18 protein-coding genes and 1 pseudogene are annotated in these 25,080 nt (G+C 64.0%); 8 read left to right on the top strand and 11 right to left on the bottom strand.

Going from position 1 to position 25,080, the window contains the following annotated elements; genetic code table 11:
* Position 1 precedes the first annotated feature (1 nt).
* From ABID58_RS04475 to ABID58_RS04450, 6 genes and pseudogenes are all read left to right on the top strand, one after another.
* A complete protein-coding gene (locus ABID58_RS04475; protein WP_014497036.1) occupies positions 2-373 on the top strand; it encodes a helix-turn-helix domain-containing protein in 372 nt (123 codons plus the stop codon).
* Between the two features lie 366 nt (positions 374-739).
* Positions 740-2,086 carry a L,D-transpeptidase family protein gene (locus ABID58_RS04470; protein WP_354031690.1) on the top strand — a complete coding sequence of 449 codons (1,347 nt, stop codon included), beginning with the start codon at positions 740-742 and terminating at the stop codon, positions 2,084-2,086.
* Positions 2,087-2,194: 108 nt separating this feature from the next.
* Positions 2,195-3,010, top strand: a complete 816-nt coding sequence (locus ABID58_RS04465; protein ID WP_354031689.1) for an enoyl-CoA hydratase — start codon at positions 2,195-2,197, stop codon at positions 3,008-3,010.
* Between the two features lie 247 nt (positions 3,011-3,257).
* A complete protein-coding gene (locus tag ABID58_RS04460) occupies positions 3,258-4,001 on the top strand; it encodes an acyl carrier protein (RefSeq protein WP_148749005.1) in 744 nt (247 codons plus the stop codon).
* 105 nt (positions 4,002-4,106) lie between these two features.
* Positions 4,107-5,114 (top strand): annotated as a pseudogene (locus ABID58_RS04455) (translation factor GTPase family protein); the annotation flags it as partial.
* Positions 5,115-5,257: 143 nt separating this feature from the next.
* Positions 5,258-5,545, top strand: a complete 288-nt coding sequence (locus tag ABID58_RS04450) for a hypothetical protein (protein ID WP_354031688.1) — start codon at positions 5,258-5,260, stop codon at positions 5,543-5,545.
* A gap of 246 nt (positions 5,546-5,791) precedes the next feature.
* Here the strand turns inward: ABID58_RS04450 and ABID58_RS04445 are convergent, their stop codons facing one another.
* The 4 genes from ABID58_RS04445 to ABID58_RS04430 all read right to left on the bottom strand — a co-directional run bounded on the left by ABID58_RS04445 (position 5,792) and on the right by ABID58_RS04430 (position 11,331).
* On the bottom strand, positions 5,792-7,306 hold the full coding sequence (locus tag ABID58_RS04445; protein WP_354031687.1) for a DUF5939 domain-containing protein: 1,515 nt from the start codon (positions 7,304-7,306) through the stop codon (positions 5,792-5,794).
* 481 nt (positions 7,307-7,787) lie between these two features.
* Positions 7,788-8,867: an isocitrate/isopropylmalate dehydrogenase family protein gene (locus ABID58_RS04440; protein ID WP_354031686.1), complete on the bottom strand. Its 1,080-nt coding sequence runs from the start codon at positions 8,865-8,867 to the stop codon at positions 7,788-7,790.
* 125 nt (positions 8,868-8,992) lie between these two features.
* A complete protein-coding gene (locus tag ABID58_RS04435; protein WP_354031685.1) occupies positions 8,993-10,060 on the bottom strand; it encodes an alcohol dehydrogenase in 1,068 nt (355 codons plus the stop codon).
* Positions 10,061-10,134: 74 nt separating this feature from the next.
* On the bottom strand, positions 10,135-11,331 hold the full coding sequence (locus ABID58_RS04430) for a CaiB/BaiF CoA transferase family protein (RefSeq protein WP_354031684.1): 1,197 nt from the start codon (positions 11,329-11,331) through the stop codon (positions 10,135-10,137).
* A gap of 195 nt (positions 11,332-11,526) precedes the next feature.
* Between ABID58_RS04430 and glgA the strand changes: the two genes are divergently transcribed.
* Complete coding sequence (gene glgA / locus ABID58_RS04425; RefSeq protein ID WP_148749012.1) at positions 11,527-12,942, top strand: glycogen synthase GlgA; 1,416 nt, start codon at positions 11,527-11,529, stop codon at positions 12,940-12,942.
* 138 nt (positions 12,943-13,080) lie between these two features.
* On the opposite strand, the gene ABID58_RS04420 is transcribed toward glgA, so the two are convergent.
* From ABID58_RS04420 to ABID58_RS04395, 6 genes are all read right to left on the bottom strand, one after another.
* Complete coding sequence (locus ABID58_RS04420) at positions 13,081-14,031, bottom strand: oxygenase MpaB family protein (protein ID WP_354031683.1); 951 nt, start codon at positions 14,029-14,031, stop codon at positions 13,081-13,083.
* An 84-nt stretch (positions 14,032-14,115) separates the two neighbouring features.
* The gene (locus ABID58_RS04415; RefSeq protein WP_502916385.1) at positions 14,116-15,255 is read right to left on the bottom strand and encodes a patatin-like phospholipase family protein; all 1,140 of its coding nucleotides are present in this window, start codon (positions 15,253-15,255) and stop codon (positions 14,116-14,118) included.
* 225 nt (positions 15,256-15,480) lie between these two features.
* Positions 15,481-16,833 carry an MFS transporter gene (locus ABID58_RS04410; protein ID WP_148749015.1) on the bottom strand — a complete coding sequence of 451 codons (1,353 nt, stop codon included), beginning with the start codon at positions 16,831-16,833 and terminating at the stop codon, positions 15,481-15,483.
* Positions 16,830-17,351, bottom strand: coding sequence for a PRC-barrel domain-containing protein (locus ABID58_RS04405; protein ID WP_187434597.1), 522 nt, complete (start codon positions 17,349-17,351; stop codon positions 16,830-16,832). Before ABID58_RS04405 ends, ABID58_RS04410 begins: the two co-directional genes overlap by 4 nt.
* A 22-nt stretch (positions 17,352-17,373) precedes the next feature.
* Positions 17,374-19,578, bottom strand: coding sequence for an amylo-alpha-1,6-glucosidase (locus ABID58_RS04400; RefSeq protein WP_354031682.1), 2,205 nt, complete (start codon positions 19,576-19,578; stop codon positions 17,374-17,376).
* A 59-nt stretch (positions 19,579-19,637) separates the two neighbouring features.
* On the bottom strand, positions 19,638-21,401 hold the full coding sequence (locus tag ABID58_RS04395) for an ABC transporter ATP-binding protein (RefSeq protein WP_148749017.1): 1,764 nt from the start codon (positions 21,399-21,401) through the stop codon (positions 19,638-19,640).
* A 272-nt stretch (positions 21,402-21,673) separates the two neighbouring features.
* On the opposite strand from ABID58_RS04395, the gene ABID58_RS04390 reads away from it, so the two are divergent.
* On the top strand, positions 21,674-22,744 hold the full coding sequence (locus tag ABID58_RS04390; protein ID WP_148749018.1) for a glycosyltransferase family 4 protein: 1,071 nt from the start codon (positions 21,674-21,676) through the stop codon (positions 22,742-22,744).
* A gap of 169 nt (positions 22,745-22,913) precedes the next feature.
* Here ABID58_RS04390 and ABID58_RS04385 read toward each other — a convergent pair whose 3' ends face one another.
* A complete protein-coding gene (locus ABID58_RS04385; RefSeq protein ID WP_354031681.1) occupies positions 22,914-24,845 on the bottom strand; it encodes an alkyl/aryl-sulfatase in 1,932 nt (643 codons plus the stop codon).
* Positions 24,846-25,080 lie beyond the last annotated feature (235 nt).

Raw genomic sequence — 25,080 nt, 5'->3', positions numbered from 1 at the left:
GATGAAGCAGCGCAGTGCCGGCAAGCCGGACATCGAGCTTGGCAAGCGGATCCGTCTGCGGCGCGTCGAGATGAAGATCTCGCAGGCTGAGCTCGGCGAAAAGCTCGGCGTGAGCTTCCAGCAGGTCCAGAAATACGAGAAGGGCGTCAACCGCGTCGGCGCGGCTCGGCTTCAGCAGATCGCCACCGCCCTCGATGTGCCCGTGACCTTCTTCTATGACGGCGACAACAAGGCCCGCGAAGTCGAAAGCCTCCTGTTCCTGGACTCGGCTTTCAGCCTCCGCCTGCTGCGCGCCTACAGCAAGATCAAGGATCAGACGGTGCAGCGTCAGCTCGTCTCGCTGATGGAATCGATCGCGGCGAACGAAGCCTGATCGATCGACGGCCTGGCCTTCACGGCCAATGTTCAATCCGCCGCGTCGCGGGGGCGCGGCTGGATTGGGCGAGGCCCGATTGGCAGGATGAAGCCTGATTGGCAGGAGAAAGGCGTGCGCACCTTATGCGCGCGGCCTTCGATTTTTGGGGCGGCATGACCGCCCCTTTTTTTGGTATTCGTCGCAGTTTACGCGAACCCGTCCCAACCTTGTTGCGACCTACTCGAGAGCCTCCGCGTTGGACGCGCGGGGGCCTCGATGCGCTTAATGGGACCGCAACCCTGATGCCCTAGCTTCCCGCCGATTTCGCCGATCGGCGCACGCAGCACAGCGGCCGGGAATTGCCTCTTGGGGAAAACCAGACAGATGTCGAAACGCCATGCCGTGATCATTGCCATGGGCCTCATCGTCAGCGCCTCTGCGCTTGCGCAGACCGAGACCACGGGCCAGGCCGGGCCCAAGCCCGGCACCTCCGGCACCGTGCCGGCGGTCGCCAACCCGGCTCACGCCGCCGTCCCCAAAGCCGCCATTGCGGCACCGGCTTCGACCGCCGAGAGCCGCTCGGCCGCAGCGCTCGCGCTGACGCATGAGCCGACCTATGACGAAGGCACCGCCCAGCGCATCAAGGACGCGGCGCTGAGCTATTCCGATCTTGCGGTGCGCGGCGGCTGGCCGACGATCCCTGCGGACGCCAGGTTCGCGCCCGGCGTGCAAGGCGCCAACGACGACCTCCTGCGCAAGCGGCTGATTCTTTCGGGCGACCTCGCTGCCGAGAAGGCGAGCGGTGCTTTCGACCAGGATCTCGCGGACGGTGTGAAGCGCTTTCAGGCCCGCCACGGTCTTGCGCCGACGGGCACGATGACGCCGCGCACGCTCGCGGCCATGAACGTCACGGTGCAAAAGCGCATCCGGCAACTGGAAGCGTCGCTCGAGCGGCTCGAGAACACCAATTTCAGCTTCGGCCCGCGCTATGTCGTGGTCAACATCCCCGCCGCCTTCGCCGAGGCGGTCGAGAACGACGTCGTGGTGCGGCGCTATCGCGTCATCGTCGGCAAGACCGAAAAGCCGTCGCCGACGCTGACGGCCCAGATCACCGGAGTGGTGCTGAACCCGACCTGGACGGTGCCCTCCTCGATCGCCAAGACCGAGATCTCCGCACATATGCGCAAGGACCCGACCTATCTGTCGCGCATGCACATGGAGGTGCTCGACGGCCACGACAATCCGATCGATCCGCATTCGGTCGATTGGTCGGGCACGCACACGCCGAATTTCACCGTGCGCCAGCAGAATGGCACCTTCAACGCGCTCGGCGCGGTGAAGATCGACATGCCGAACTCCTATTCGGTCTACATGCACGACACCAACCAGCGCAATCTGTTCAGCGACGACTACCGCTTCGATTCCCACGGCTGCTCCCGCGTCGACAATGTGCGCGATCTCGCCGCCTGGCTGCTCAAGGACCAGCCGAAATGGAGCCGCGCCGCGATCGATGCGGAAATCGCCACCGGTCAGCATCAGGAGGTCGCGATGGCCAGGAAGGTGCCGGTGGCCTGGATCTATCTCACCGCGTGGATGACCAGGGACCAGTCCATCCAGTTCCGCAGCGACGTCTATAACCAGGACGAGCAGTTGCTGGAGGCGACCGCCGAAGAAGCCGCGTTCTTCAGCAATGCCGGCAATCATCCGCTGACCGCGCATATGGCGCAGTAGGCATGCAATCGCGGCACGGGCGGATGCAAATCCCCTCGCCCTGCCGCGGTTGACCTGGGCCTCGGCCCGGTCGCACATTGCGCCTCGTCAACGACAAGCGAGCGCGCGATGCCCGATCTCTCCCATGAAGCTCCCTACGCCGACGGCAAGATCATCACGGAGGTCGCCGACGGCGTCGGTGTGATCACCTTCAACAATCCCGACAAGCGCAACGCGATGTCGCTGGAGATGTGGGAGGGATTTGGCGAAGCGCTGACAGCGTTGCGCGACGACGATTCAGTCCGCGTCGTGATCATGCGCGGCGCCGGCGGCAAGGCGTTCGTCTCCGGCGCCGACATCAGCCAGTTCGAGAAAAACCGCCATAATGCGGCGGCCTCCGAGGAGTACGGCAAGCGCAGCGCCGCCCAGCGCGCGCTGCTCGCCGACTACCCGAAGCCGACCATTGCCTGCATCCAGGGTTTTTGCCTCGGCGGCGGCATGCAGGTCGCGATGCTGGCCGACATCCGCATCGCCGCGCACGACAGCCAGTTCGGCATTCCCGCGGCGAAGCTCGGCATCGCCTATGGCTTTGACGGCCTGCGGCACCTGGTGTCGCTCGTCGGCCCGTCCTGGGCGCGGCTCTTGATGTACACGGGCATGCGCATCGATTCCACCGAAGCCTTGCGCATCGGCCTCGTCGAGCGCGTGATCCCCGACGACCAGCTCTGGGGCGAGACCATGGCGATTGCCGCGACGATCTCGCAGAACGCGCCGCTTGCGATCAAGGCCGCCAAGATCACCATCGCGGAGGTGCTGAAGGATGAAAGCGCACGCGACATGACCGCAATCAAGGCGATCGGCACAGCCTGCATGGACAGCGCCGATTTTCGCGAAGGCCGGCAGGCCTTCATGGACAAGCGCAAGCCGCAGTTCCAGGGGAAGTAGCCTCGACGCCGGACGCGCCACAAAGAACCTCGAAAACAACCCTATGCACAGTAGAAATTGCTCAACAATTTGGCTCGAGCTGATTTGAGCCGTGCGGCCATGAGATTTGACACGTCGGGCAAAACACCGGCAGAATAACATCATGACGCACCACGGCCGATGAAGACGGGCATAACGCCGCGGCGTTACGATTGGACCGAGTGCAACGAATGCTCCGATCACGGCAACCCGTCCGTTGGCGAAAAACATGAAAGACACGTTGAACTTCGTCGGCGACGGCGATGATGTGGACGTCATCCACGACGTTGAGCGAACCTTTGGGATCAAGCTGACCGACGCGGAAGCCGAGCAGACGCGGACCGTCGGCCAGCTTTACGATCTGATCGAAGTGAAACATCCGAACGCCGGAAGCAGAACGCAGGTTTGCCTTTCTCAAATGGCGTTCTACCGCCTGCGTCGAGCACTCAAAACCATGGGAATCGCGAGCGAGATCACGCCCCAAACGCCCATTTCAGTTCTTGAACGACTCGAGCCTCGCTCGATGGCTCCGAAGTGGCGACGGCTTGCGCAGGGTTCAGGCCTTGATCTTCCGAGTCTGGAAGCCTCTTTCCGGATGTCAGCGAGATGGCCGAGACCTTTCCGTTGGCCGGCCCTATTCGTATTGGGGCTGCTCGGCTGCCTGTGGCACGCCGTTGGGACCTCGTTGGACAATCTGCTTGTACTCTTCCTGGCGGCGGCACTCTGCTTTGGCTTTGGTTACGAGAGGTGGCTGGTCTCCCGGATCGTTCCGCGTCGCATCCTCACGATCGGCGAGTTGGCGCGGGAGGCGGCAGGCTGCAGTTTTGCGAAGCTGACCAACGAGAACAAGGAATGCGCGCCATTCGACAGATGGTTTGCGCTGACAGCGATCCTGCGCGGCATCACAGGGCACAAAATCACGATCACGCGGGAGACCACGTTTTTTGCCGAGCACGCGAAGCCGACGGCATAAGGCTCCGGAACAGGCCGGCTTGAGGGCTGATACGTCAAAATGATCTACTTGCCCGTTGAATGCTTCATCATCCAGCGCCTTCAAGAAGGCGGCTGGCGCGTCGTTCACCGCCGGGCCGACCTCACTGATCTGCCGATCGCCGACTTTGTTTCGCTCCGCGACGCTGAAGAATGGGTGAACTGGAAGTCCGGCCCTCCCAGAATCAATCCGTATGTCGCGGCGAACGAAATGTCCTCCCAGCCGCGGCTGATCGAGATCGCAATCGAGCCGAAGTCAAAGGCCGATGAGGAGAAGCTCGGCATTGCGCTGGCAAAGCTCGCGGACGAAGACCCTGCCTTCGAATTTTCGATCGATCAGGAGCCCAGACAGACCGTCTTGAAGGGCGTGAGCGAACTCCATCTCGACGCCATCCTCGAAACCATCAGGCGTAGCCATGACGTCGATCTCAGGGTTGGGGCACCGCAGGTGGCGTTCCTCGAGCGCATCACTCGGCCGGCCGAGGTGGAATATACCTACAAGAAACAGTCGGGCGGTTCAGGCCAGTTCGCTGCCGTCAAGCTGCGCGTCGAGCCGAACGAGCTCGGCAAGGGCTACTGGTTCGAGTCCAAGATCGTCGGCAGCGCGGTGCCGAAGGAATATATCCCCGGCATCGAAAAGGGGATCGAGAGCGTGCTTTGCGCGGGCGTTGTCGCCGGTTTCCCGGTGATCGACATCAAGGTCGAACTGATTGACGGAAAATATCATGACATCGACTCCTCGGCGCTGGCCTTCGAGATCGCCACACGTGCGGCGTTCCGAGAGGCGCTTCAGAAGGCAGGGCCGTTGCTGTTCGAGCCGATCATGACGGTGGAGGTGGCGATCCCGGAGGACTGTATCGGCCCCGTCATCGGAGACTTGAATTTGCGACGCGGCCAGATCCGGGGGCAAAAGAGGCGCAGCGCCACCGTCATCAGCGCGATGGTGCCGCTCATCGACATGTTCGGTTACGCGAATGACCTGCGCTCGATGAGCCAAGGTCGCGCGACCTTCACAATGCAATTCGATCACTATGCGCCGGCACCCTCGCCCGAGAACGATCCTCCATTTCGGCCCGCGATCGGGATGCGTGCTTGATCGACGCCCCGCGGGCCAGGATTGCGACGACGTCGCTCCCGTGAACACCCGTTCACCAAGATTAAATTCCTCGCCGCCTTGCGCTGCGATAGCAACCAATTGATCTGGCGCAAGTTCTCCCGCCACCAATGAGGGAGATCGCGATGAAACTTAGATTTGCTGTTCTTGGTCTGGCTGCCCTGGGCAGCGCCGCGCTGGCGTCGGGACAAGCGCTCGCGGCGATGCCGAACGGCATACCGCAGGCCGATCAAATCGCAGGCGGTCCGGCCGCGCAGGTCGATCAGGTGCGGATGGTCTGCAACGCCTGGGGCCGCTGCTGGTGGCGTCCGAACTATTACGGCGCCTACGGCTACTATGGCGGCCCGCGACGCTTCTACGGTTACGGCCCGCGTCCATGGGGCTGGGGCCATCGCCACTGGCACCGCTGGTAAATGACGAAGGGGCCGTGAGGCCCCTTTTTCCTGGAAGGCCCGCGGGCGGTCAATCGCTCAAAACCTCAATCAGGCGAAAGCGCTGCTGGTCGGAGTGGAGCGGACACTGTCATCAGTTCGGCCGTTATCGGCGGCCTTTTGACCCAGTGTGCAGACTCGATATTGCCCTCGCCTCTTTTTGCTTCTGCCGAGCGGCGCTGCTCCATGGCTGAAATGTGCGAACGACGCTGGCGGCATCAGCGGGGCTCACCTCCGTGTCGGAGAAACTCCAATCCGATGAATTTCCATCTTCTGGCCGACGCCCTTCAAGTTCTCGTAGTCGCGCGATGCCGGGCGTCCTTCGACGATGTCACTGACGCCGGGGGCTTCCATGACAGCTTCGGTCAGGCACACCTCGTTGACGGCGGCAAGCCCTTGCACGCGTGCAGCAATATTCACGTCCTGCCCGAAGTAATCAATCCGGTCGTTTAGCCGTACGGCAACCGCCCTGCCTCTGTGCACACCGACCTTGAGGCCTAGCGGCCGTGAAGCGGTTTGGTTGAAGTGCAACAGTTCTTCGATCATCTCGATGGAGGCACGGACAGCATCCTGTGGGCGCTCAAATCCGGCCATGACCGCATCGCCGATCGTCTTGATGATGGTGCCAGATCGTTCTCGAATGATCTTGTTCAAGATGTCGAAGTGCTGACGAACGAGAAAATAGGCATTCACGTCGCCAACGCTTTCATACAGCGGAGTCGAATCTTTCAGATCCGTGAACAGGTAAGTCATGTCGGAGACGGCGAGGCTCTCGCGCTCGTCCACCAACTGCGTCTTGTAGAGTTCGCCGAAGCACGGGGTGAGCAGTAACCGCTTGCCAGACAGAAAGGGCTCGTATTCGACCAGATGAGGCACGAACTGGGGAGGATACTGGAGGAACCAGAAGCGGCCGCGCTCGCTCGTGCGGTTCTCAATCACGACGGTATGCTTGCCTGGGCTGACGTCGGTCGTCCGTCGAAAGGCAAAGAGTCCATCGCCCAGGACCATTTCTCTCGGCCCGATCGATCGGTCCGGAACCACGAACCGACCCGAGTCGAGTTGAATTTGCGTCCCTTGGGGTCCCGCCACCTCACCGTTGGCGAAGAAGACCAGGAGCAGCTTATGGCTGAGGTCAAGCACCTCGAAACGGCCGGCCGTCACGTCAAACTCGAAGCTTCTGCATTGCTCAGCTTCAATGTCGGCAAATCCGCGTGAGAGCGCCGCGACGAGTTGTTCGTGCGTCATTCCAAGTGGAGGCCTGAAATCTCCGGAGAAATTGTAGCGCAGATAGTAGTCCTGCACGGACAGCTTCTCAGGATGGCGGAACACGATGTCGCGGACGGCATCCGAGACTGTAAAGGCAACCTGGATATAGTCATCCAACGCCACATCGTTGAGTGCGTTGCAGAACTCGCACTGGAAGCGTGGATGGACCTGGTCCAGCTCACGAAAACTGCCTGCGACCTGTGGGCAATAGGCGCAGATGAGTAGCCACTGCATCTCGAACAGGCCGACCTTGGCGGCGTGCACAAACAGGTCGATTCCATCGGCCTCACTCAACCCGTTGACGGTCGCGTACTTGATCGGGTTGACCCGAAAGAGATCATAGTCGTCGCCGGTGTGAATAAAGCGCTCGAGGTCCTGGAGCACAGACGGCGGCCAGTTCGCAGCGGACTCAAGCTCGCTCAAGCGCTGCGTCAGCACGCTTTCGTTTATAGACGCAGGGTTCAATCCTCTCGACATGCCAGCTCCGATCGTAGTTGCCGGCCTTCGCGGCCGTTGATCAAAAGCCACCCCTTACTGAATGTACCTGATTGAGGCCAAGAGGTCCGGATATTTTGGCAAGTTGGTCTGGTGCAGCGCCGATAAACCGTCTTCGAAGCCTTCAACACCATTGGCGTTCACGGCGAGCGGATCAAAGATGCGCCGGAGCGGCGTCTTTGGTAGGTAGATACCCTTTTCACAAAATACGGAAAACCTTGGCTGCCAATACGCCCATGCAGCCGGACATCGGCTTATGCCCCATCGCGTTCGAGATCGACGCGTCTTGACGACCTTGATGACAAATTCGAGCAATTCGTCTGCGAGCACGGGACCGTCGCCGAAAACAACGGTAAGAGTTCGACTCGCGGAGAGTCCCTCTCACCCGAATTCGCGCTTCGCTCGAAATTCGACCTCTCCCCGCAAGCGGGCGAGGTGAAAGCGCCCCGCGGTCCGATTACTCCTACAGCGCCGCGAGCACCGCCCTGGTAATATCCGCCGTGCCGTTGCTGCCGCCAAACTCGATCGGCTTGAGGCCGGCGGCATAGACCTGATCCACCGCGCTCTCGATCTGCTCGCCGGCTTCCGCCGCGCTCTCGACGCCGTGCTTGTCGGCGAGCCAGTCCAGCATCATCGCCGCAGACAGGATCATGCCGGTGGGATTGGCCTTGCCCTGCCCCATGATGTCGGGCGCGGTGCCGTGACACGGCTGGAACACGGCGTATTTGTCGCCGATGTCGGCCGACGGTGCCATGCCGAGGCCGCCGATCAGGCTCGCGGTGATGTCGGAGACGATGTCGCCGAACATGTTCTCCATCACCATCACGTCGAAATCCCAGGGACGCTTGACCAGCATGGCCGAGCAGGCGTCGACATAGAGGCGATCGGTTTTCACCTCGGGGTGCTTCTTCGCGATCTCGTCGAAAATGCCGCGGAAGAACGCAAACGCCTTGAACACGTTCGCCTTGTCGACGCAGGCGAGCGCACCCGGCTTGCCGCGCGCCTTGCGCCGCTCGGCGAGGCGAAACGAGAAGTCGAACAGGCGTTCGGAGGTCCTGCGCGTGATCACCATGGTCTCGCGCGCATCTTCATGGGTGACCACGCCCTTGCCCATCGAGGCGAACAGGCCTTCGGTGGACTCGCGGATCACGACGAGATCGATGCCGCGCTTGTCAGCGCCGACGATCGGGCTCGGCACGCCCGGAATGAGCCGCGCCGGGCGCACGCCCGCGTAGAGATCGAAGATGAAGCGCAGCTCGATCTGCGGTGCGATCTCGGTATTGTCGGGATAGCGCACCGACGGCAGGCCGCAGGCACCGAGCAGGATCGCGTCGGCTTCCTCGCACAATTTGATGGTGGAATCCGGCATCGACTTGCCGGTCGCGAGATAGTTGTTGGCGCCCGCGGGCGCCTCGGTGAAGCGGAAGCGCAAATCCGACTTCGTCTCGATCTTGCGCAGCACCTCAATCGCGGGCGTCATGACTTCGGGGCCGATGCCGTCACCGGCGAGCACGGCAATGTGGAAGGCGTTGTTTGCGGACATGGGTGATTCCTGGGCGAACAAAAGAAAGGCCCGTCATTGCGAGCGAAGCGAAGCAATCCAGACTGTGTCCGCGGAGGGATTTCTGGATTGCTTCGCTCCGCTCGCAATGACGGAGGAGAGAGCCGCTACGGCGTCAGCACCGTGCGCCCGACCACCGCGCCCTGCTGCAATTGCACCAGCGCGTCGTTGGCCTTGTTGAGCGGCGCCTTCGTCGCCGGGATCGGCGCTACGTTCTTGGCGCGGACGAGATCGAGCAGCTCCTGCGTCTCGCGCAGGTTTCCGACATAGCTGCCCTGGATCGTCACCGCCTTGATCGGGATCAGCGGCAAGGCCCAGGTCGCGCCACCGCCGAACAGGCCGACGATAACGAGCTTGCCGCCCTTGGTCAGGCAGTCGAAGCCGAGCTGCGTCGTTGCGGCATTGCCGACGAGGTCGATCACGGCGCGGATCGGGCCGCCCGCCTTCTTCGCCAGCTGCTCCAGCGCATCCGGCGCCTTGGGATCGATGGTGGCAAGCGCGCCGGCCTTTTCCGCCGCCTCGCGCTTCCTGGCATCGATATCGACCATGATCGCGCCCTTGCCGCCCATCGCCTTCAAGAGCGACAGTGCCATCAGGCCGAGACCGCCGGCGCCGAACATCACGATCGGCGTGTCAAAGTGCTGCTCGACCTTCTTCAGCGCGCTGTAGGTGGTGACGCCCGAGCAGGCATAGGGTGCGGCCGACGCGGGATCGAGCCCGTTCAGGTTGAGCAGATAGCGCGGATGCGGCACCAGCATGTGATCGGAATAGCCGCCGTCGCAATAGACGCCGAGCGAGCGCGGCGTCAGGCACATGTTCTCGTCACCGCCGAGGCAGGTGGCGCATTTGCCGCAGCCGATCCAGGGATAGACCAGGCCGACATCGCCATGCTTGAGGCCGCCCTGGTCGGTCGGCTTCACGTCGGGCCCGAACGCCAGCACTTCGCCGACCGTCTCGTGGCCCATGGTCAGCGGCAGATTGATGCCGCGATCCTTCAGTGACAGCGGCTTGCGGCCATGGCCGAGATCATAGCCGCCTTCCCAGATATGGAGATCGCTGTGGCAGACGCCGGCGGCCTTGACCTTGATCAGCACCTGCGTGCCTGACGGTTGCGGCGTGGCCTCGTCGAACTCCTGCAGCGGCGCCTTGAAATCAGCGACCTTGAAACTCTTCATGGCGTCCTCCCGGCATATTTCTTCGTCGCGCCACCATGGCACGGGCGGCGGGACGAGACAAACCTGGCCCTTCGTCAGCCTTGCACGGTCGTTTTGCCGGACGGAATTGGCGCGTCGTCGCCGAGGCCGAATTCGTCGCACAGCGCATCCGTGTGCTCGCCGAGCACAGAGATCGTCTTGCCCGGCGTCGTGTCAGCGCCCGTCATCCGGAACGGCAGATTGAGCACCTGGAACGCGCCGCCTCCGTCCTCCACCGACGAGAGCGCCTGCCGGTGCGCGAGCTGCGGATCGGCCAGAGCTTCCTTGATGGTGCGATAGGCCGAGGCCGGCACGCCGGCAGCGCTTAAAGCCACAAGGCATGCATCGGTCGTGAGCCGCTTCGACCAGGCCTCGACGCCGTCCATCATGTCGGCCCAGTTCTCGCGCCGCGGAGCATAGGAGGAGAAGCGCGGATCGGAGATCCATTCGGGCCGCCCGATCACACCCATCAGGCACTGAAACGTCTTCTCGCTGGCGACCGTGATCATGACATAGCCGTTGGCGGTCTCGGTCGGGCCGAACATCGGACGCGGCGGCGGCTTCACCGCGAATTGCGAGCTCTGCAATTCGATCACCGTCAAGGTCAGCATCGATTCCAGCATGGAGACGTCGATGTGCTGGCCGAGCCCGGTCACGGTGCGCTGATAGAGCGCGGACGCAATCGCGCCAAAGCCATAGGTACCGGTGACGACATCGGCATGGTAGATGCCGCAATAGTCCGGACGGTTGCGGCCCGGCTGGTAGGCGAGATGCGCCATGTCATAGCCGGAGGCGGCATGGATCACCGGCGCGTAGGCCGGCAGCTCGGCCGAGGGACCGGTCTGGCCATAGCCCGAGATCGAGCAATAGATCAGCCTGGGGTTGACCGGGCGGAGGCTGTCATAGTCGAGCCGCAGCCGGCGCATCACGCCCGGGCGAAAATTCTCGACCAGGATGTCAGCGGCGGCGACCAGCCGGCGGACCGCCTCCCTGCCGTCCTCGGACTTGAGGTCGAGCACCACGCTCTTCTTGCCGACATTGAGCTGGCCGAACACGGTGCTGCAGCCTTTACGCAGCGGCGGCCGCGTCCGCATCGTCTCGCCGCCCTCGGTTTCGATCTTGATAACCTCGGCGCCCATGTCGGCCAGCATCCGCGCGCAATGCGGGCCGGCAATCGTGGTCGAAAAATCCAGGACCCGCAGACCCGCGAAGGCCTTTGTCGTCGTGTCTTCGTGCTTATCTGCTAGCTGCATGCCGGCCACGTCTCCTTGCCGCCCCTTAGGAACTATCGATGTTCTCTCTTGTTGCTGCGCCGACCCTAGAGGGCGGCGGCTGAGTAGGAAAGTCTTTACCGAACCGATGCGTCTCGTGGGGGGCTTGAGCGTTTCCGGGACAACTGGACCCGATCTTGCATAGCAGCAATCGGGATCGGAAGAGGGCAGTCGTTCTTGAGGGTCTTATTCGTCACCACGGAGATGGACGACTTCGTCCGCGTCGGCGGACTTGGTGCTGTTTCCGCTGCCCTCCCTCGAGCGCTCCGCCCCTTCGCCGATATCCGGATCATGCTGCCCGGCTATCGCGACATCATCGAGCAACTCACGCATATTCAGGTCGTTGGCCGCTGCCCGGCATTTGCGGAGATGCCGGCCTGCTCGCTCGGCCGGGCCGCCACCAAGGACGGCCTGCCGGTTTATGTGCTGTTGTGCTCACAACTCTACGACCGTCCCGGCAATCCCTATGGCGACGAGTCCGGGCGCGACTGGCCGGACAACGACATTCGCTTCGCGCGGCTCGCCTCGGCGGCCGCTGAGCTTGCCATGGGCAAGCTGGACAAGAATTGGGCAGCAGATCTGGTCCATGCCAATGACTGGCAGGCCTCGCTCGTGCCGGCCTACCTCGCCTGGCGCGGCGCCAAGCTGCCGTCGATCCTGACCATCCACAACCTCGCCTATCAGGGTCTCTTCCCGAAGGACTCGTTGCGGCGGATCGGCGTCCCCGAAAGCTCCTTCCACATCGACGGCGTCGAGTTCTACGACCAGCTCTCCTTCCTCAAGGCTGGCCTCGTCTATGCTTCGCATCTCACCACCGTCAGCGGCACCTATGCGCGCGAGATCACGACGGAGGAATTCGGCTGCGGCCTCGAAGGACTGCTGCGCGTCCGCTCCGAAGCGTCCGAGCTCACCGGCATCCTCAACGGCATCGACGAGAGCTGGGACCCGCTCTCCTGCGCCCAGCTCGCGCAGCAATTCGGCGCCGGCGACTGGGTCGGCAAGAAGGCCAACGCGGACTACGTACGCAAGCAGTTCGGCCTCGCGGTCTCGCGCGGGCCGATGTTTGCGATCGTCGCGCGGCTCGTGCACCAGAAAGGCATCGACCTCGTGCTGTCGGCCGCCGACGAGATCGTCGATGCCGGCGGGCAGATCGTGGTCACCGGCTCCGGCGAGCCCGCGCTCGAGCAGGCGCTGATCGATGCCCATCGCCGCCGCCCCGACGCCATCGGCGTCACCATCGGCTTCAACGACGCCCAGGCGCGGCGCATCTTTGCCGGCAGCGATTTTACGCTGATGCCGTCGCGCTTCGAGCCGTGCGGGCTTAGCCAGATGTATGCCCAGCGTTTTGGCTCGCTGCCGATCGGTCACCAGACCGGCGGCCTCGCCGAAACCATCACAGACGGCGAGACCGGCTTTTTGTTCTCAAGACCCTCGCACGAGTCCTTCCTCGGCGGCGTCCGCCGCGCCTTCGAGGCGTTCATGGCCCAGGACCAGCTCGACACCATGCGCCGCAGCGCGATGGGCCGGTCGTTCTCCTGGAGCATCTCGGCCGGAAGTTACAGCGCGCTGTATCGGAAGCTCGCGGCGGCGTGAGGGCACGACGGCCGCTACCACATTCTCCGTCATTGCGAGCGAAGCGAAGCAATCCAGAATCCCTCTGCGGAAGCAGTCTGGATTGCTTCGTCGCAAGAGCTCCTCGCAATGACGGTGCTTGTGGCGAGCACCGAGCGCTCACCCCTTCCCGCGCACGTCCATCTGCGGCCGGCCGATCCAGGCGCGGTTGAGGCAGCGGGTCACCCAGTCGGGCTGCGGCTCGCCGCGCAGCCGGGCCTGCGCTTCCTGATAGGGACCGACATAGCGCAGCCTGTCCGGCAATTTCGGATAGACCCGCTTGATCCATCGCAGCGCGTTGTCGGCGGATTTGGCGTGCTGCTCATCAAGCTCAAACCCGAAGCCTGCGCGCAGACGCTCCGGCAGCAGGCTTGCCGTGAGTGCGCGATACCATCGCGGCGGCCGCAGCCACGGGCGCGCGCCGCCAAAGATCTGCGCGGCGATCTCGCGCGCGGCAGGACTGACAGTCAACGTGTCTGACTGCGCCATCGCTGCGGCGTAGGCTGCGAAGCCGGACCAATCCGCCGGCAGATCATCGCCCGTCAGCCCGAACAGCGCGCCAAAGGTCCGGCTCTCGGTCCAGTAGCGCTCGCGCTCCTCCACCGAGAGCGGCGGCAGGACCAGATCGTGCGCCATCAGCGCGGTCTCGACCAGCGTGGCGTGAACCCAACGCAGCGACGGGATGTCGTTGGCGCAATAGCGCGAACCCACAGCGAAGGGACCGACGGTCTCGGGCATCTGGCCGACGATCATGCTGTGGCGCCGATGCAGTTGCCGGGATGACAGCATGGCGCGGTCGAGCGAGCCGAACACCATGGCGAACACGATGTCGAAGGTGCGGTGGAAGCGCCCGATCGGATCGGCAAGGGTGTTGGAATGCTCTGCGATGGCGGCCGCGACCCAGGGATGCGCGAGTTGAAGCAGCAGCGCACGGCCGGCGCCAAGAAAGATGACCGCCTCCCGATCGATCCGCCAGGTCACCGTGTCAGGACCGAACACGCCGGACACCGGTCCCGGCGCATTGGCGCGGACCTGATCGAGAGCCAATTCCAGATCGTTCCCGGTCACCACTTGCAGGGTCTTTCGATTGCGGACGAAAGCCGACGATCCGCAAGGCCTGTGGCAATTCGATGAAGCCAACGGCCGCTTATGGCGCTATTCCGCGGCCAGCGGCATCTCGTCGATATGCTCGTGCAGCACCACGCCCGACAGCGGATCGAATTCGCCGGTCCACGGCGCGCGCATCAGCACCGACCTTGTATGCGCGTAACCGGCGTCCCAGCGCCGCATGATGCCGGACGGGCTGAAGTCGATGTCCTTGGTGTGGGTCTCGCGATCGAGCTGCGGTGCCAGCAACCGCACCACATGCATGCGCGTCGAGCAGCCATAGCCGATCAGATCCCTCACCGCGGGATCATCGCGCTCGCTCGCGGGCAATCGGGCCGCAAGCTGGTTGATGACGTGGCGCAGCCGATGGGCCTGCTGCTGGCGCTCGATCTGGCTCGCGATCCGGCTGGAATATTGCACGTCCTTGTGGCGGGTCAGCACCTCCCCCATCGTGGTCGGCTCGGCGCCGGCGGGATTCCACAGATGCACGGAGAAGATCAGCGAGTCCCTGCGAGGATTGTCGTCGAATACGGCCTCCGTCGGCGAGTTCGAGAGAATGCCGCCGTCCCAATAAAGCTCGCCGTCGATACGCACCGCCGGGAAGGCCGGCGGCAGCGCGCCCGAGGCCATGACGTGCTTCACCGTCAGCTCACCGTCGCGGCTGTCGAAATAGCGCATCCGGCTAGTGCCGACATGGGCCGCCCCGACCGTGAGACGCGGCGCGCCGCGATTGGCGAGGCCGAAATCGACGAGCTCGCGCAGCGTGGTCTCCAGCGGCGCAGTCGTATAATAGCCGGCGCGATCGGCGCCGAGCGGATAGGACTCGCCGGCATGCGCAAGTGGATTGGGCCGGAAGAAGCCGGGAATGCCGCCAGTGACAGTCGACCAATAGGCCAGCTTGTCGTCGAAGCCCGGAACGCCGGTGCGCAGAGGAGTCTGCTCCATCCGTTTCCAGAACTCCTTCAGGCGCGCGAGCCTGTTTTCCGGCGCGTTGCCTGCGATCAGGCTCGCATTGATGGCCCCGATCGAGGTGCCGATGACCCAGTCCGGCTCGATGCCCGCCTCGTGCAAGGCCTGGTACACGCCCGCCTGATAGGAGCCGAGCGCACCGCCGCCTTGCAGCACCAGCACGATTTGTCCCGGCAGGTCCCTGCACCTGCCCGCCTCGGCATTGCCCTGCATGCTCATCACGCTCCTGCTCCAGAGAGCCTGTCTCTATCTTCGCAAATCCTCCGGCATTGTTACGCCCGGCGACCGTCGGCCGTCCAGCGACGATCGTCCGGGAGGGAGCTGCATATGACCGCAGGGCGGACAGAGCGTTGACGTTTCGCAAGCTTTGCTGCGCAACAGTCAGCGCCTGCACAATCTTCACGCCTGATTTTGTCTTCCCCACTTGTGGCCGGCTGATCTGGTTCAGCCGGCCATTTCTTTTGTCGCGAGCATGCCAGTGCGCCGGGTCTCCGGCATCACGAACAGGATCAGCAACAGCCCGATCGCTGCGATGCTCGCCAGCCCGAGGAACGCGGTGGCATTGCCGAACTTGTCGCTGACATAGCCGCCAAGCGCGGTGCTCAAGGACGCACCGAGGCCGGTCGCGGTGCCGACGATGCCTTGCGCCAGATTGAAATGCCCGCTGCCGAAGGCGACGTCGGCCACGATCAACGGGATCATCACCGCGAACACAGCGGCCGTGAAGCCGTCGAACACCTGCACCAGCACCAGCAGATAGGGATCGCGCACGGTCGCGAACAGCACGCCGCGGATCGCCAGCGCGGCGAAACCGATCAGCAGCAACGGGCGCCGGCCCCAAAGCTGCGCCTTGCGCCCGACGGTCGGCGACAGCAGCGCGACGATCGCCTGCGGCACGACGATGCAAAAGGCCACCAGCACCGTCGCCCACTGGCTCGACCGCGCCGTCACGGCGCTTGCCATCAGCGGCATCATCGAGGCGTTTGCGAGCTGCAACAGCAGCACGCTCAGCGCAAAGACGATGAGCGGTTTCTGCCGGATCAGATGCCAGACATTGGTGTCCCCGGGAACCGGCGCCTCGCGTGGCATCTCGCCGTGGCAGCGCGCAATGTCGACCTCCTCCTCGCGGATCCGCGACAGCGCGATCAGGGTCGGGATCGCGAGCAGGAAGCTGACGAGGAATACCGAACGGCTCGAGAGAAGATAACCGGCCGTTCCCATCACCGCGGCGGCGACGCCATTGCCGAGCGAGGCAAAACGGGCGTTGCGGCCGAGCCGTTCGCCGATCTTGAGCGGACCGACTAGGCCCAGGCTGATCGCCGCGATCGCCGGTCCCAGCACGCAGCTCGCCGCCGCATGCAAGGTGGCCGCCGCCACCACGACGGGGAAGATCGGCATCGCCGCATAGGCGAGCGCGCAGCAGCCGATGGTCGCGATCGCAAGCGCCGCAACCAGCCGCTCGGATTTCGCGGCGTCGATGATGGCGCCGCCTGGCATCTGACCGATCAGCGCGATAATGCCGCCGATCGACAGCACGAACCCGATCTCGACCTGGGTCCATTTCTGCGTGGTCAGATAGACCGCGATGAAGGGGCCGAAGCCGGTCTGCACGTCCGCGAGGAAGAAGATGAACCAGTCGAGGCCGCGCAGGCTCCGGCGCGACGGCGCCGGAATGCCCGCGATCGATGGCACGCCGGCAAAACTGTCCTGCTCAACGCGGCCGTCGCGATCCTGGGCTCCATGGTTCGGCTTCTTCGACGATGAAAGCACCGGCGGCCATCCCTCCCCGCGCCTCACTGAATCGCTTGCAGCGGTTGCAGGCTACCGGACGCGCCGAGCACGACCATCGGGGTGTCTTCCTTGTATTCCGGCGCGGCCGCGACCTGCGCCTTGGTCAATTCCAGCGTGATACTGTCCTTCTTGTTGGTGATCTTGCCGAAACGAAGCGCATTCCAGTCGACCACGATCTTGCGGCTGCCGACGCCGAGGAAGCCGCCGAAATCGATCACGGCGGCGCGCACATGGCCGGTGAGATCGACGATGACGTCGACGATATGACCCATGTCCTCGTCCGCTGCGCTGCGCACGTCCCGTCCGAGCACGCCATGGGCGTCGCTGGCGCCGATGATGGTCACCGAGGGCGGCGGCGCGGCATCCTTCGGCGTGATCGGCACCACCGAAGCCGGCGACTGCACCGTCGGCGGTGCGTTCGCCTCGGTTGCGGCTGCGGGTTGCTCTTCCGCGGCTCGCGATACGGCAACCGTCAATCCCGCGACGATCGCCACGCTCACGACCAACCATCCGGCGTTACGCATGATCCCTCCTTGCCGCGCGCCGCTAGCGCGCCAGCACGATCGACACCTGGATCTGGCCGCGCGTGCGCAGCACCTCCAGCGCCACGTCGTGGCCGTGGCGGCTGACGCGCAGGTCGACGCTGGATTCGCCCAGCCGCAGATCGCGCAAGATGACCTCGTTCAAGAACGTCGGCAATTGCGGATTGCGCAGCCGGATCTCGCAGCGCGCGACGTCGAACTCGATGCCGAGCGCCGCCTCCAGCAGCGTGAACGGCGTGGCGCTGGCCCAGGCCTGCGGGGCACAGGCGACCGGATAGAGCGTCGGGCCGCGCCGCTTCTCGCGGCGGAAGCCGCAGAACAATTCCGGCAGCCGCCTCAGATCCATGTAGGCCGCGGCGTCGAACAGGCCCTTGAACACATGGGCCACCGAGTGTTTCAGCCCGTAATGGGCGAGCCCGAGCGCGATCAGCGCATTGTCGTGCGGCCAGATCGAGCCGTCGTGATACGACATCGGGTTGTAGCGCACCTCGCCGCGCGCGACGGTGCGAATGCCCCAGCCGGAGAAGAAGTGCGGCCGCATCAGATCGGCAGCCACAAGACGGGCGCGATCCTCCCGGATCATGCCGCTGAACAGCACCTGCCCGGCATTCGAGGTCCGCACCTCGCATCGCCGCTTGTTGCCGTCGAGCGCAAGCGCGTAGGTCCTGAGCTCCTCGCACCAGAATGCCTCTTCGAAGCGCTCGGCGAGCGTCTTGGCCTCCGCCTCAAGCCTCTTCGCGACCTCAGGCTTGCCGAGCTGCAGCGCGCATCGCGCGGCGAGCTGTTTTGCGGCGTAGACATAGCCCTGGACCTCGGCGAGCGCGATGTTGCCCTCCGCGAGCTTGCCGTCGGCATGGAAGATGGCGTCGAAAGAGTCCTTCCAACCCTGGTTGGCGAGCCCCTTTTCGGTGGCGCGCTGGTATTCGACAAAGCCGTCCTGGTCGGGGTCGCCGGGACCGTCGATCCAGGCAAGCCCCGCCTCGATCGCGGGCCACAGCTCGACCAGCGTTGTCTGGTCGCCGGTGCGCTCGAAATAGCGCCCCGCGAGCAGGACGAACAGAGCGGTCGAATCCACGCTGCCGTAATATTGCGAGAACGGCACCTCGCGCAGTGCCGCCATCTCGCCGCCGCGCATCTCATGCAGGATCTTTCCGGGTGCGGCGTCAGCGAGCGGATCGACCGCCTTGGCCTGGAAATGCGCGAGCCGCCGCAGCACGCCCCTGGCGACCCGCGGATCGACCCAGAGCATCTGCAGCGCGGTGATCAGGCCGTCGCGGCCGAACGTCGTCGAATACCAGGGAATGCCGGCATAGGGATAGCGCCCCTGCGGCGTCTCCGTCATCAGCATGTTGAGGTCGGCCATGGCCTGGCACAGCACCTCGTTGAAAATGTTGTTGGAGGTCTCGATGCTGGTCGCGCCGATCGTCGACTGCCGCATCTCGCGGCGATGCGCCAAGAGGCTCCTGAAGAAGCGCGCCGGCTTCTCCGCGATCGGCCGGTTGCAGGACACGGCCACGAACAGCGATCTCGCCTCATGTGGATCGAGCTCGAGCTGCCACGTTGCGGCATTCACCGAAAGCCTGGTCGGACGCGGATCGAAATGCAGCCCGGTGGTCCGCTCGACATCGTCGAGACCACGATATTCGAACAGCACGTCTGTCGGCCCGAGCAGCTTGCTGGTGCCGGCGCCGCGGCGCGGACGCCGCTCGCCGCGCACTTCGAACAGATCGGCAAAATCGTTGTCGAACAGCAGCGTCAGCTCGAAGCTGGCGCGCTGCTCGCCGTGGTTCTGCAGCCCGATGCGCTGATACGCCGTGCCGCGCCACAGGAAGATCGTGCGCACGATGTGCAGCAGGTCCTTTTGCAGGACGATGCGGCCCTGACGATAAATGTCGGGATTGGTGAGGTCGACCGTTAATCCCGAATTGTCGTCGCGCAGGTTCGAGCCGAGCAGCAACGGCTGGAGATCGTCGAGCACGAGCTCCAGCCGCGCCAGATAGCGCGTGTCATGGTTGAACAAGCCGTCCGGCCCGCCGGCCGACGCTCCGATGTCGCCGTGGCTGTCCAGCACGATAAAAGTGTCATCGTGCTTGAGCGAGCGGCGGGGCCGCGCGGCGGGCCCCGTCATCGGAATGTAGAAGGCCTGCTCCGCGACGGTCTCGACCGTCTGCGATACCGAAATGATCTTGGTTGCGGCTTCGGCTCCCATAAGCTGCTCCCCTGCGGCTTGTTGTTCGAACGCGGCCACGCAAACGCAACTGCCGGGTCTTAGGCGGCGAACTTCGCGAGCCGGCTCATTTCCTGCGTCACCAGCTCACGGTATGGGCCGTGGCCCTGCATCAGGCGGTCGGGCGCGCCGTCCTCGATGATCTTGCCATGCTTCAGCACGATCACCCGGTCGAAATTGCGCAGCGTCGCGAGACGGTGCGCGATCGCGATCACGGTGCGGCCGCGCATCAGGCGCCCCAGCGCCTCGCGGATCGCCTCCTCGGATTCGCTGTCGAGCGCGGCGGTCGCCTCGTCGAGCAGCAGGATCGGCGCGTCCTTGACGAAGGCGCGCGCGATCGCGATCCGCTGGCGCTGGCCACCGGACATCTTCACCCCGCGGTCGCCGACCATGGTGTCGAGACCGTCCGGCAGGCTGTCGATGAAATCGCAGCGCGCCGCGATCGCCGCGCGCAGCACCTCGTCGTCCGTCGCGTTGGGACGGCCGTAACGGATATTCTCGCGGATCGAGCGATGGAACAGGGAAATGTCCTGCGGCACCACCGAGATCGCTTCGCGCAGGCTCTGCTGCGTCACCTTCGAGATGTCCTGGCCGTCGACCGTCACACTGCCCTCGTCGACATCATAGAAGCGCTGCAGCAGCGTGAACAGGGTCGACTTGCCGCCGCCGGACTGGCCGACCAGGCCGACGCGCTGGCCGGGCTGCAGCCGCAGGCTGAACCGCTCGAAGATCTTCTCGGCCCCGGGATAGCCGAAAGTGACGTTGTTGAACGCAATCGCGGCACCGCTCTTGACCAGCGGCTCGGCCTCGGGGTGATCGCGCAAATCATGCGGCACAAGCAGCGTGGCGATCGCCTCGGTCAGGCGCGCGACATGCTGGGTGACGTCGACCAGCGCCACCGCAAGATCGCGAGTCGCGCTCAGGATGGAGATGCCGAGGGTACAGACCAGCACCACGTCGCCGGTGGTCGCCTCTCCCCGCTGCCAAAGCGTGACCGCCCAGGCCATCAGCGCAATCGTCAAAATCACGGTCACCGCCGCATGCAACAACCGCAGCTTCTCCAGATAGCGCAGGCTGCGTCCGCGCGCATTGACTTCCCGGTTCACCGTGGCATCGAACCGCTCATGCTCGTGGCCAATGCCGCAGAAGGCGCGGACCAGCGGCATGTTGCTGATGACGTCAATCATCTCGCCGTCGACGGCGGCCGCCTTGTCGGCAAAGTCGTCATGCAACGGTTTGCCGGCCGCGGCCAGATGGAACATCGCGACCACCATGCCGCCGGCGATCACGATCAGGCCGACCGCCATATAGGGGCTCACGGTTCCAATCAACGCGATTGCCGCAATTGTGGCGATGCATGGCGGCAACACATTCCAGATGAACATGTTCTCGACGGTGAACACTGCATTGGATGTGGCCGTAATGCGACTGGTCAGCATGCCCGGCATCCGGTCCGAGAAGTAGCTCGGCGCATGACCGGTCAGATGACGAAATATGTCACGGCGTAAATCGCCCGTGACACGAACAAAGGTGAAGCTCGCTGTCCAGCTCGCGATGCGCCACAGAAAGTTGTCGGCGGCAATCAGCGACATGAGCAGAATGAATGCCAGCCATACGCTACCGCCATGCGAAGTTCCCGCCGACAGGCTGTCGACAAGGGATTTGACGCCGTATTGCGTGCCTACCGAGCAGGCAACTGCCGCAACAACGGCACCCAGGATCACCAGGTGCGACGCCAAACGACGCCGCAGATAGCGCAGAACAAAGGCAAATGGCCTGCGCGCATATCCAGAAAGATGATCCATTCTCTGCGACCCCGTCATGATTTCCATTTTTCTTACTGATCGAGTGAACATCGACCGCTTCGCCTCGGTTCCCGGGCAAAGCCATCACGACATGCGGATACGGACGAACTGAGAAGGGGTGATGGCAGCATCGCGGCCACGCTGCAGTGTGACGAAGAAGTAACGTTAGTTGAGAGGAACTTCGCAAATGCGAGAACGTTCCCTCCCTGGCGTGCCGGTGCCGAACTCGGTAGGGGCTTTAATTTCCATGATCACGCAGAGGAGAAGCTGAGATGCGCATCGCGCAGGTAGCTCCGTTGACGGAGGCTGTTCCACCCAAGCTGTATGGCGGCACCGAGCGGGTGGTGCACTGGTTGACGGAAGAGTTGGTTGCCCTTGGTCACGACGTCACGCTATTTGCCAGCGGCGATTCGCAGACGTCGGCAAAGCTGGATGCCTTATGGCCGCGGGCACTGCGCCTCGATGGTTCCGTGCGCGATCCCAACGCGCTGCACATGGTGCTCCTGGAGCGCGTGCGGCAGAAATGTGACGACGAGGAGTTCGACTTCCTCCACTTTCATCTCGACTATTATCCGTGGTCGCTGTTCCACCGGCAGCCGACACCGTTCCTGACGACGCTGCATGGCCGGCTCGATCTGCCGGAGCATCAGCCTGTCTTCAACACCTTCTCCAAGATGCCTGTCATCTCGATCTCGAACGCACAGCGGCGGCCTGTGCCGCAGGCGAGTTGGGTGACCACGATCCATCACGGCCTGCCGGAGCATCTGCTGACGCCGAGGCCGGCGAAGCAGGAATACCTCGCCGTGCTCGGCCGCATCGCGCCGGAGAAAGGGGTCGACCGCGCCATCAAGATCGCGATGCATTGCGGCATTCCGCTGAAGATTGCGGCCAAGGTCGATCGCGCCGACCAGGACTATTACGACGAGCTGATCAAGCCGATGATCGTGAACAATCCGCTGGTGGATTTCATCGGCGAGATCAGCGATCACGAGAAGTCGGACTTCTTGAGCGGCGCGCTCGGCCTGCTGCTGCCGATCGACTGGCCGGAGCCGTTCGGCCTCGTCATGATCGAGGCCATGGCGTGCGGCACGCCAGTGGTCGCCTTCAACCGCGGCTCGGTGCCGGAAATCATCGACGAAGGCCTCACCGGCTTCGTCGTCGAGGACATCCTCAGCGCAGCCGGCGTCGTCAACCGCCTCGCGCAACTCGACCGCACCGCCATCCGCAGGCAGTTCGAGAAGCGCTTTACCGCGCGGCGGATGGCGCTGGATTATCTCGCGGCCTATCGCGGCCTGACCGAAGCGACCGCGCCACGGATCAAGCTGGTGAGCAGCGCGGAGTAACTCGGCTCTCGTGTCCCGGACGCGCTGCAACGCCCTTAGCGTTGCGGCGCAGAGCCGGGACCCACGCGGCAAGGCACACTCTCGGAAACATGGGCCCCGGCTCTGCAGCGCACCGCTGAAGAAGCGCTGCGCTGCGTCCGGGGCACGAGAGATGATTACGACGAGAGACCTACCTCACCACCGCCCGCTTCGGCTCCACAATCTCGAACATCCGCGGGAATTCGTCCATCAGTCCCATCAGCTCGGCAAGCCGCATCGGGTTGCCTGACAGCTTGACCTTGCCGGCGGCGACGGCCTCCGGAAAGCTCGTCAGCTTGGCGATCACCTCATCCAGCGTCGCGCGCGCCAGCGTGAAGCTGGCATCGGCATTGTCGGCCTGCACGCCTTCCGTATAAGTCAGCGCGCAGTTCTCCAGATTGAGCACGAACGTCTCGCCGGTATCGGAAAAGCTCCAGTTCAGCACGATGTGCTTGCCTTCCGCCTTCGGGCCATTGAGGCGGATGCCGAGCACGTCCCAGAGCTGCTCGGTGCGCAGCGCTGCCAGCGTCTCGCGCGGCATCGGTGGACGTGGCGGCGTCTTCGGCATGCCGTGACGCAATTCCTGGGCGCCGAACAGATAGGCATTGCGCCAGGTCGAGCTCTCGGCGGCATAGCCGAGCTGCTCCAGTGTATCCGCCAGCAGCGCGCGCGCAGCCTGATTATCAGGCTCGGCGAAGACGAGATGGCCGAGCGCCTGCGCCACGAAGCGGAATTCGCCCTTGTCAAAATCCGCGCGCGCACGAGCGAGGATCGCATCGGCGCCGCCCATGTACTCGACATATTTCTTGCCCGATTCCACCGGCGGCAGCGGATCGAGATTGACCGGGTTGGCGTCGTACCAGCCGAGATATTTTTGGTAGATCGCTTTCACATTGTGGCGGATATGGCCGTAATAGCCGCGCCCGTGCCAGGCGCCCTCCAGGCTCTTCGGCAGCTGGATCGTCTCGGCGATCTCGGCCGCAGTCAGCCCGTGGTTCATCAGGCGGATGGTCTGGTCATGCGCGAACTTGTAGAGGTCGCGCTGCTCGCGGATCATAGTGTCGATGCGCTCACGCCCCCACACCGGCCAGTGATGCTGGCCGCACATCGCCTCGGCCTTGCCGCCCCACAGATGCAGCGCCTCGCCCAGATATTTCGACCAGGCCAGCGCATCGCGCACGTCGGCGCCGCGGAACGGCAGCAGATTGTGAAAATTATGTGTGCAGTTCTCGGCGAGGTTGAGAAGCTTGTAGCGCGGAAGGAAGAAGTGCATCTCCGCCGGCGCTTCGCTGTTCGGCGCCATCTGGAATTCGAACTCGACGCCGTCGATGATGCGCGTGTCGCCGGTCGCCATGATCAGGTCGGTCGGACGCAGCAGCGCCACCGATCCCGCCGCCATGGTCTTGCCGAGGCCGCAGTCGACCTGCCCGCGCACGCCTTTGGCCAGGAACGGGCCGAACTGGTATTGCGCCCGGCGCAGCATCGCCGGTCCCGCGATGATGTTCTCGGAGACGGCATGCTCCATGAACAGGTTCGGCGCGATGATCGGCACGCGCCCCGTCGCCAGTGCATCCTCCTCCAGCACGCCGCGCGCGCCACCCCAGTGGTCGGTATGCGTGTGGGTGAAGATCACGGCCGCGACCGGCCGCTGGCCACGATGACTGAAGTAGAGATCGAGCGCGGCGCGCGCGCCTTCGATCGAGGTCAGGGTATCCACCACGATGACGCCGCTGTCGCCCTCGATCAGCGTCATGTTGGCGATGTCGAGCCCGCGCACCTGGTAGACACCGGGCACGACCTCGAACAGGCCGTGCTGCATGTTGAGCCGCGACTGCCGCCACAGGCTCGGATTGACCGTCGGTGGCGCCTCATCAGTGGACAGAAAGCCATAGGGCTCGAGGCTCCAGACCGTCCGCCCCTGCGGGTTCGCAATCCTCGCCTGCTCGATGGTGCCGAGAAAGCCGCGCGCAGCGTCGTCGAAATCCCGCGTGTCGGAAAACGGCAGCGCATTCAGCATCGCCGTTTGCTGCGCAATCACTGCCGGCGTTGCGTCCTTCGGCTCATTGCTGGAAATCACGGTCATTTGCATCCTCCCGGCCTGACGCGCGGGCATCTAACCGCATCTCGCGGCCAATTGCCATCGTGAGGAGGACAAAGTGACGAACGCAGGTGCCTTGTCCAGCGGATGGATTGGTAACAGAACAGACCGGATGGATGGGTGACACTGTTCATGATTTGGTCGGCTCCGGCGCTGCGCTAGCGCAGCGCCGGAGCTTGTGTGTTTTCTGGTCGATGATGCCGATCGGTACGTCGAAGAA

This window comes from Bradyrhizobium sp. S3.2.6, assembly GCF_040546885.1.
Taxonomy (GTDB): Bacteria; Pseudomonadota; Alphaproteobacteria; order Rhizobiales; family Xanthobacteraceae; genus Bradyrhizobium; species Bradyrhizobium cytisi.
The sequence above is the reverse complement of the archived record's forward strand: the minus strand, read 5'-3'. Positions and strand labels throughout refer to the sequence as shown.

Coding starts and splice junctions, on each gene's coding strand:
- ABID58_RS04475 (WP_014497036.1), top strand. CDS start 2: ATGAAGCAGCGCAGTGCCGGCAAGCCGGACATCGAGCTTGGCAAGCGG.
- ABID58_RS04470 (WP_354031690.1), top strand. CDS start 740: ATGTCGAAACGCCATGCCGTGATCATTGCCATGGGCCTCATCGTCAGC.
- ABID58_RS04465 (WP_354031689.1), top strand. CDS start 2,195: ATGCCCGATCTCTCCCATGAAGCTCCCTACGCCGACGGCAAGATCATC.
- ABID58_RS04460 (WP_148749005.1), top strand. CDS start 3,258: ATGAAAGACACGTTGAACTTCGTCGGCGACGGCGATGATGTGGACGTC.
- ABID58_RS04450 (WP_354031688.1), top strand. CDS start 5,258: ATGAAACTTAGATTTGCTGTTCTTGGTCTGGCTGCCCTGGGCAGCGCC.
- ABID58_RS04445 (WP_354031687.1), bottom strand. CDS start 7,306: ATGTCGAGAGGATTGAACCCTGCGTCTATAAACGAAAGCGTGCTGACG.
- ABID58_RS04440 (WP_354031686.1), bottom strand. CDS start 8,867: ATGTCCGCAAACAACGCCTTCCACATTGCCGTGCTCGCCGGTGACGGC.
- ABID58_RS04435 (WP_354031685.1), bottom strand. CDS start 10,060: ATGAAGAGTTTCAAGGTCGCTGATTTCAAGGCGCCGCTGCAGGAGTTC.
- ABID58_RS04430 (WP_354031684.1), bottom strand. CDS start 11,331: ATGCAGCTAGCAGATAAGCACGAAGACACGACGACAAAGGCCTTCGCG.
- ABID58_RS04415 (WP_502916385.1), bottom strand. CDS start 15,255: ATGAGCATGCAGGGCAATGCCGAGGCGGGCAGGTGCAGGGACCTGCCG.
- ABID58_RS04405 (WP_187434597.1), bottom strand. CDS start 17,351: ATGCGTAACGCCGGATGGTTGGTCGTGAGCGTGGCGATCGTCGCGGGA.
- ABID58_RS04400 (WP_354031682.1), bottom strand. CDS start 19,578: ATGGGAGCCGAAGCCGCAACCAAGATCATTTCGGTATCGCAGACGGTC.
- ABID58_RS04395 (WP_148749017.1), bottom strand. CDS start 21,401: ATGGATCATCTTTCTGGATATGCGCGCAGGCCATTTGCCTTTGTTCTG.
- ABID58_RS04390 (WP_148749018.1), top strand. CDS start 21,674: ATGCGCATCGCGCAGGTAGCTCCGTTGACGGAGGCTGTTCCACCCAAG.
- ABID58_RS04385 (WP_354031681.1), bottom strand. CDS start 24,845: ATGACCGTGATTTCCAGCAATGAGCCGAAGGACGCAACGCCGGCAGTG.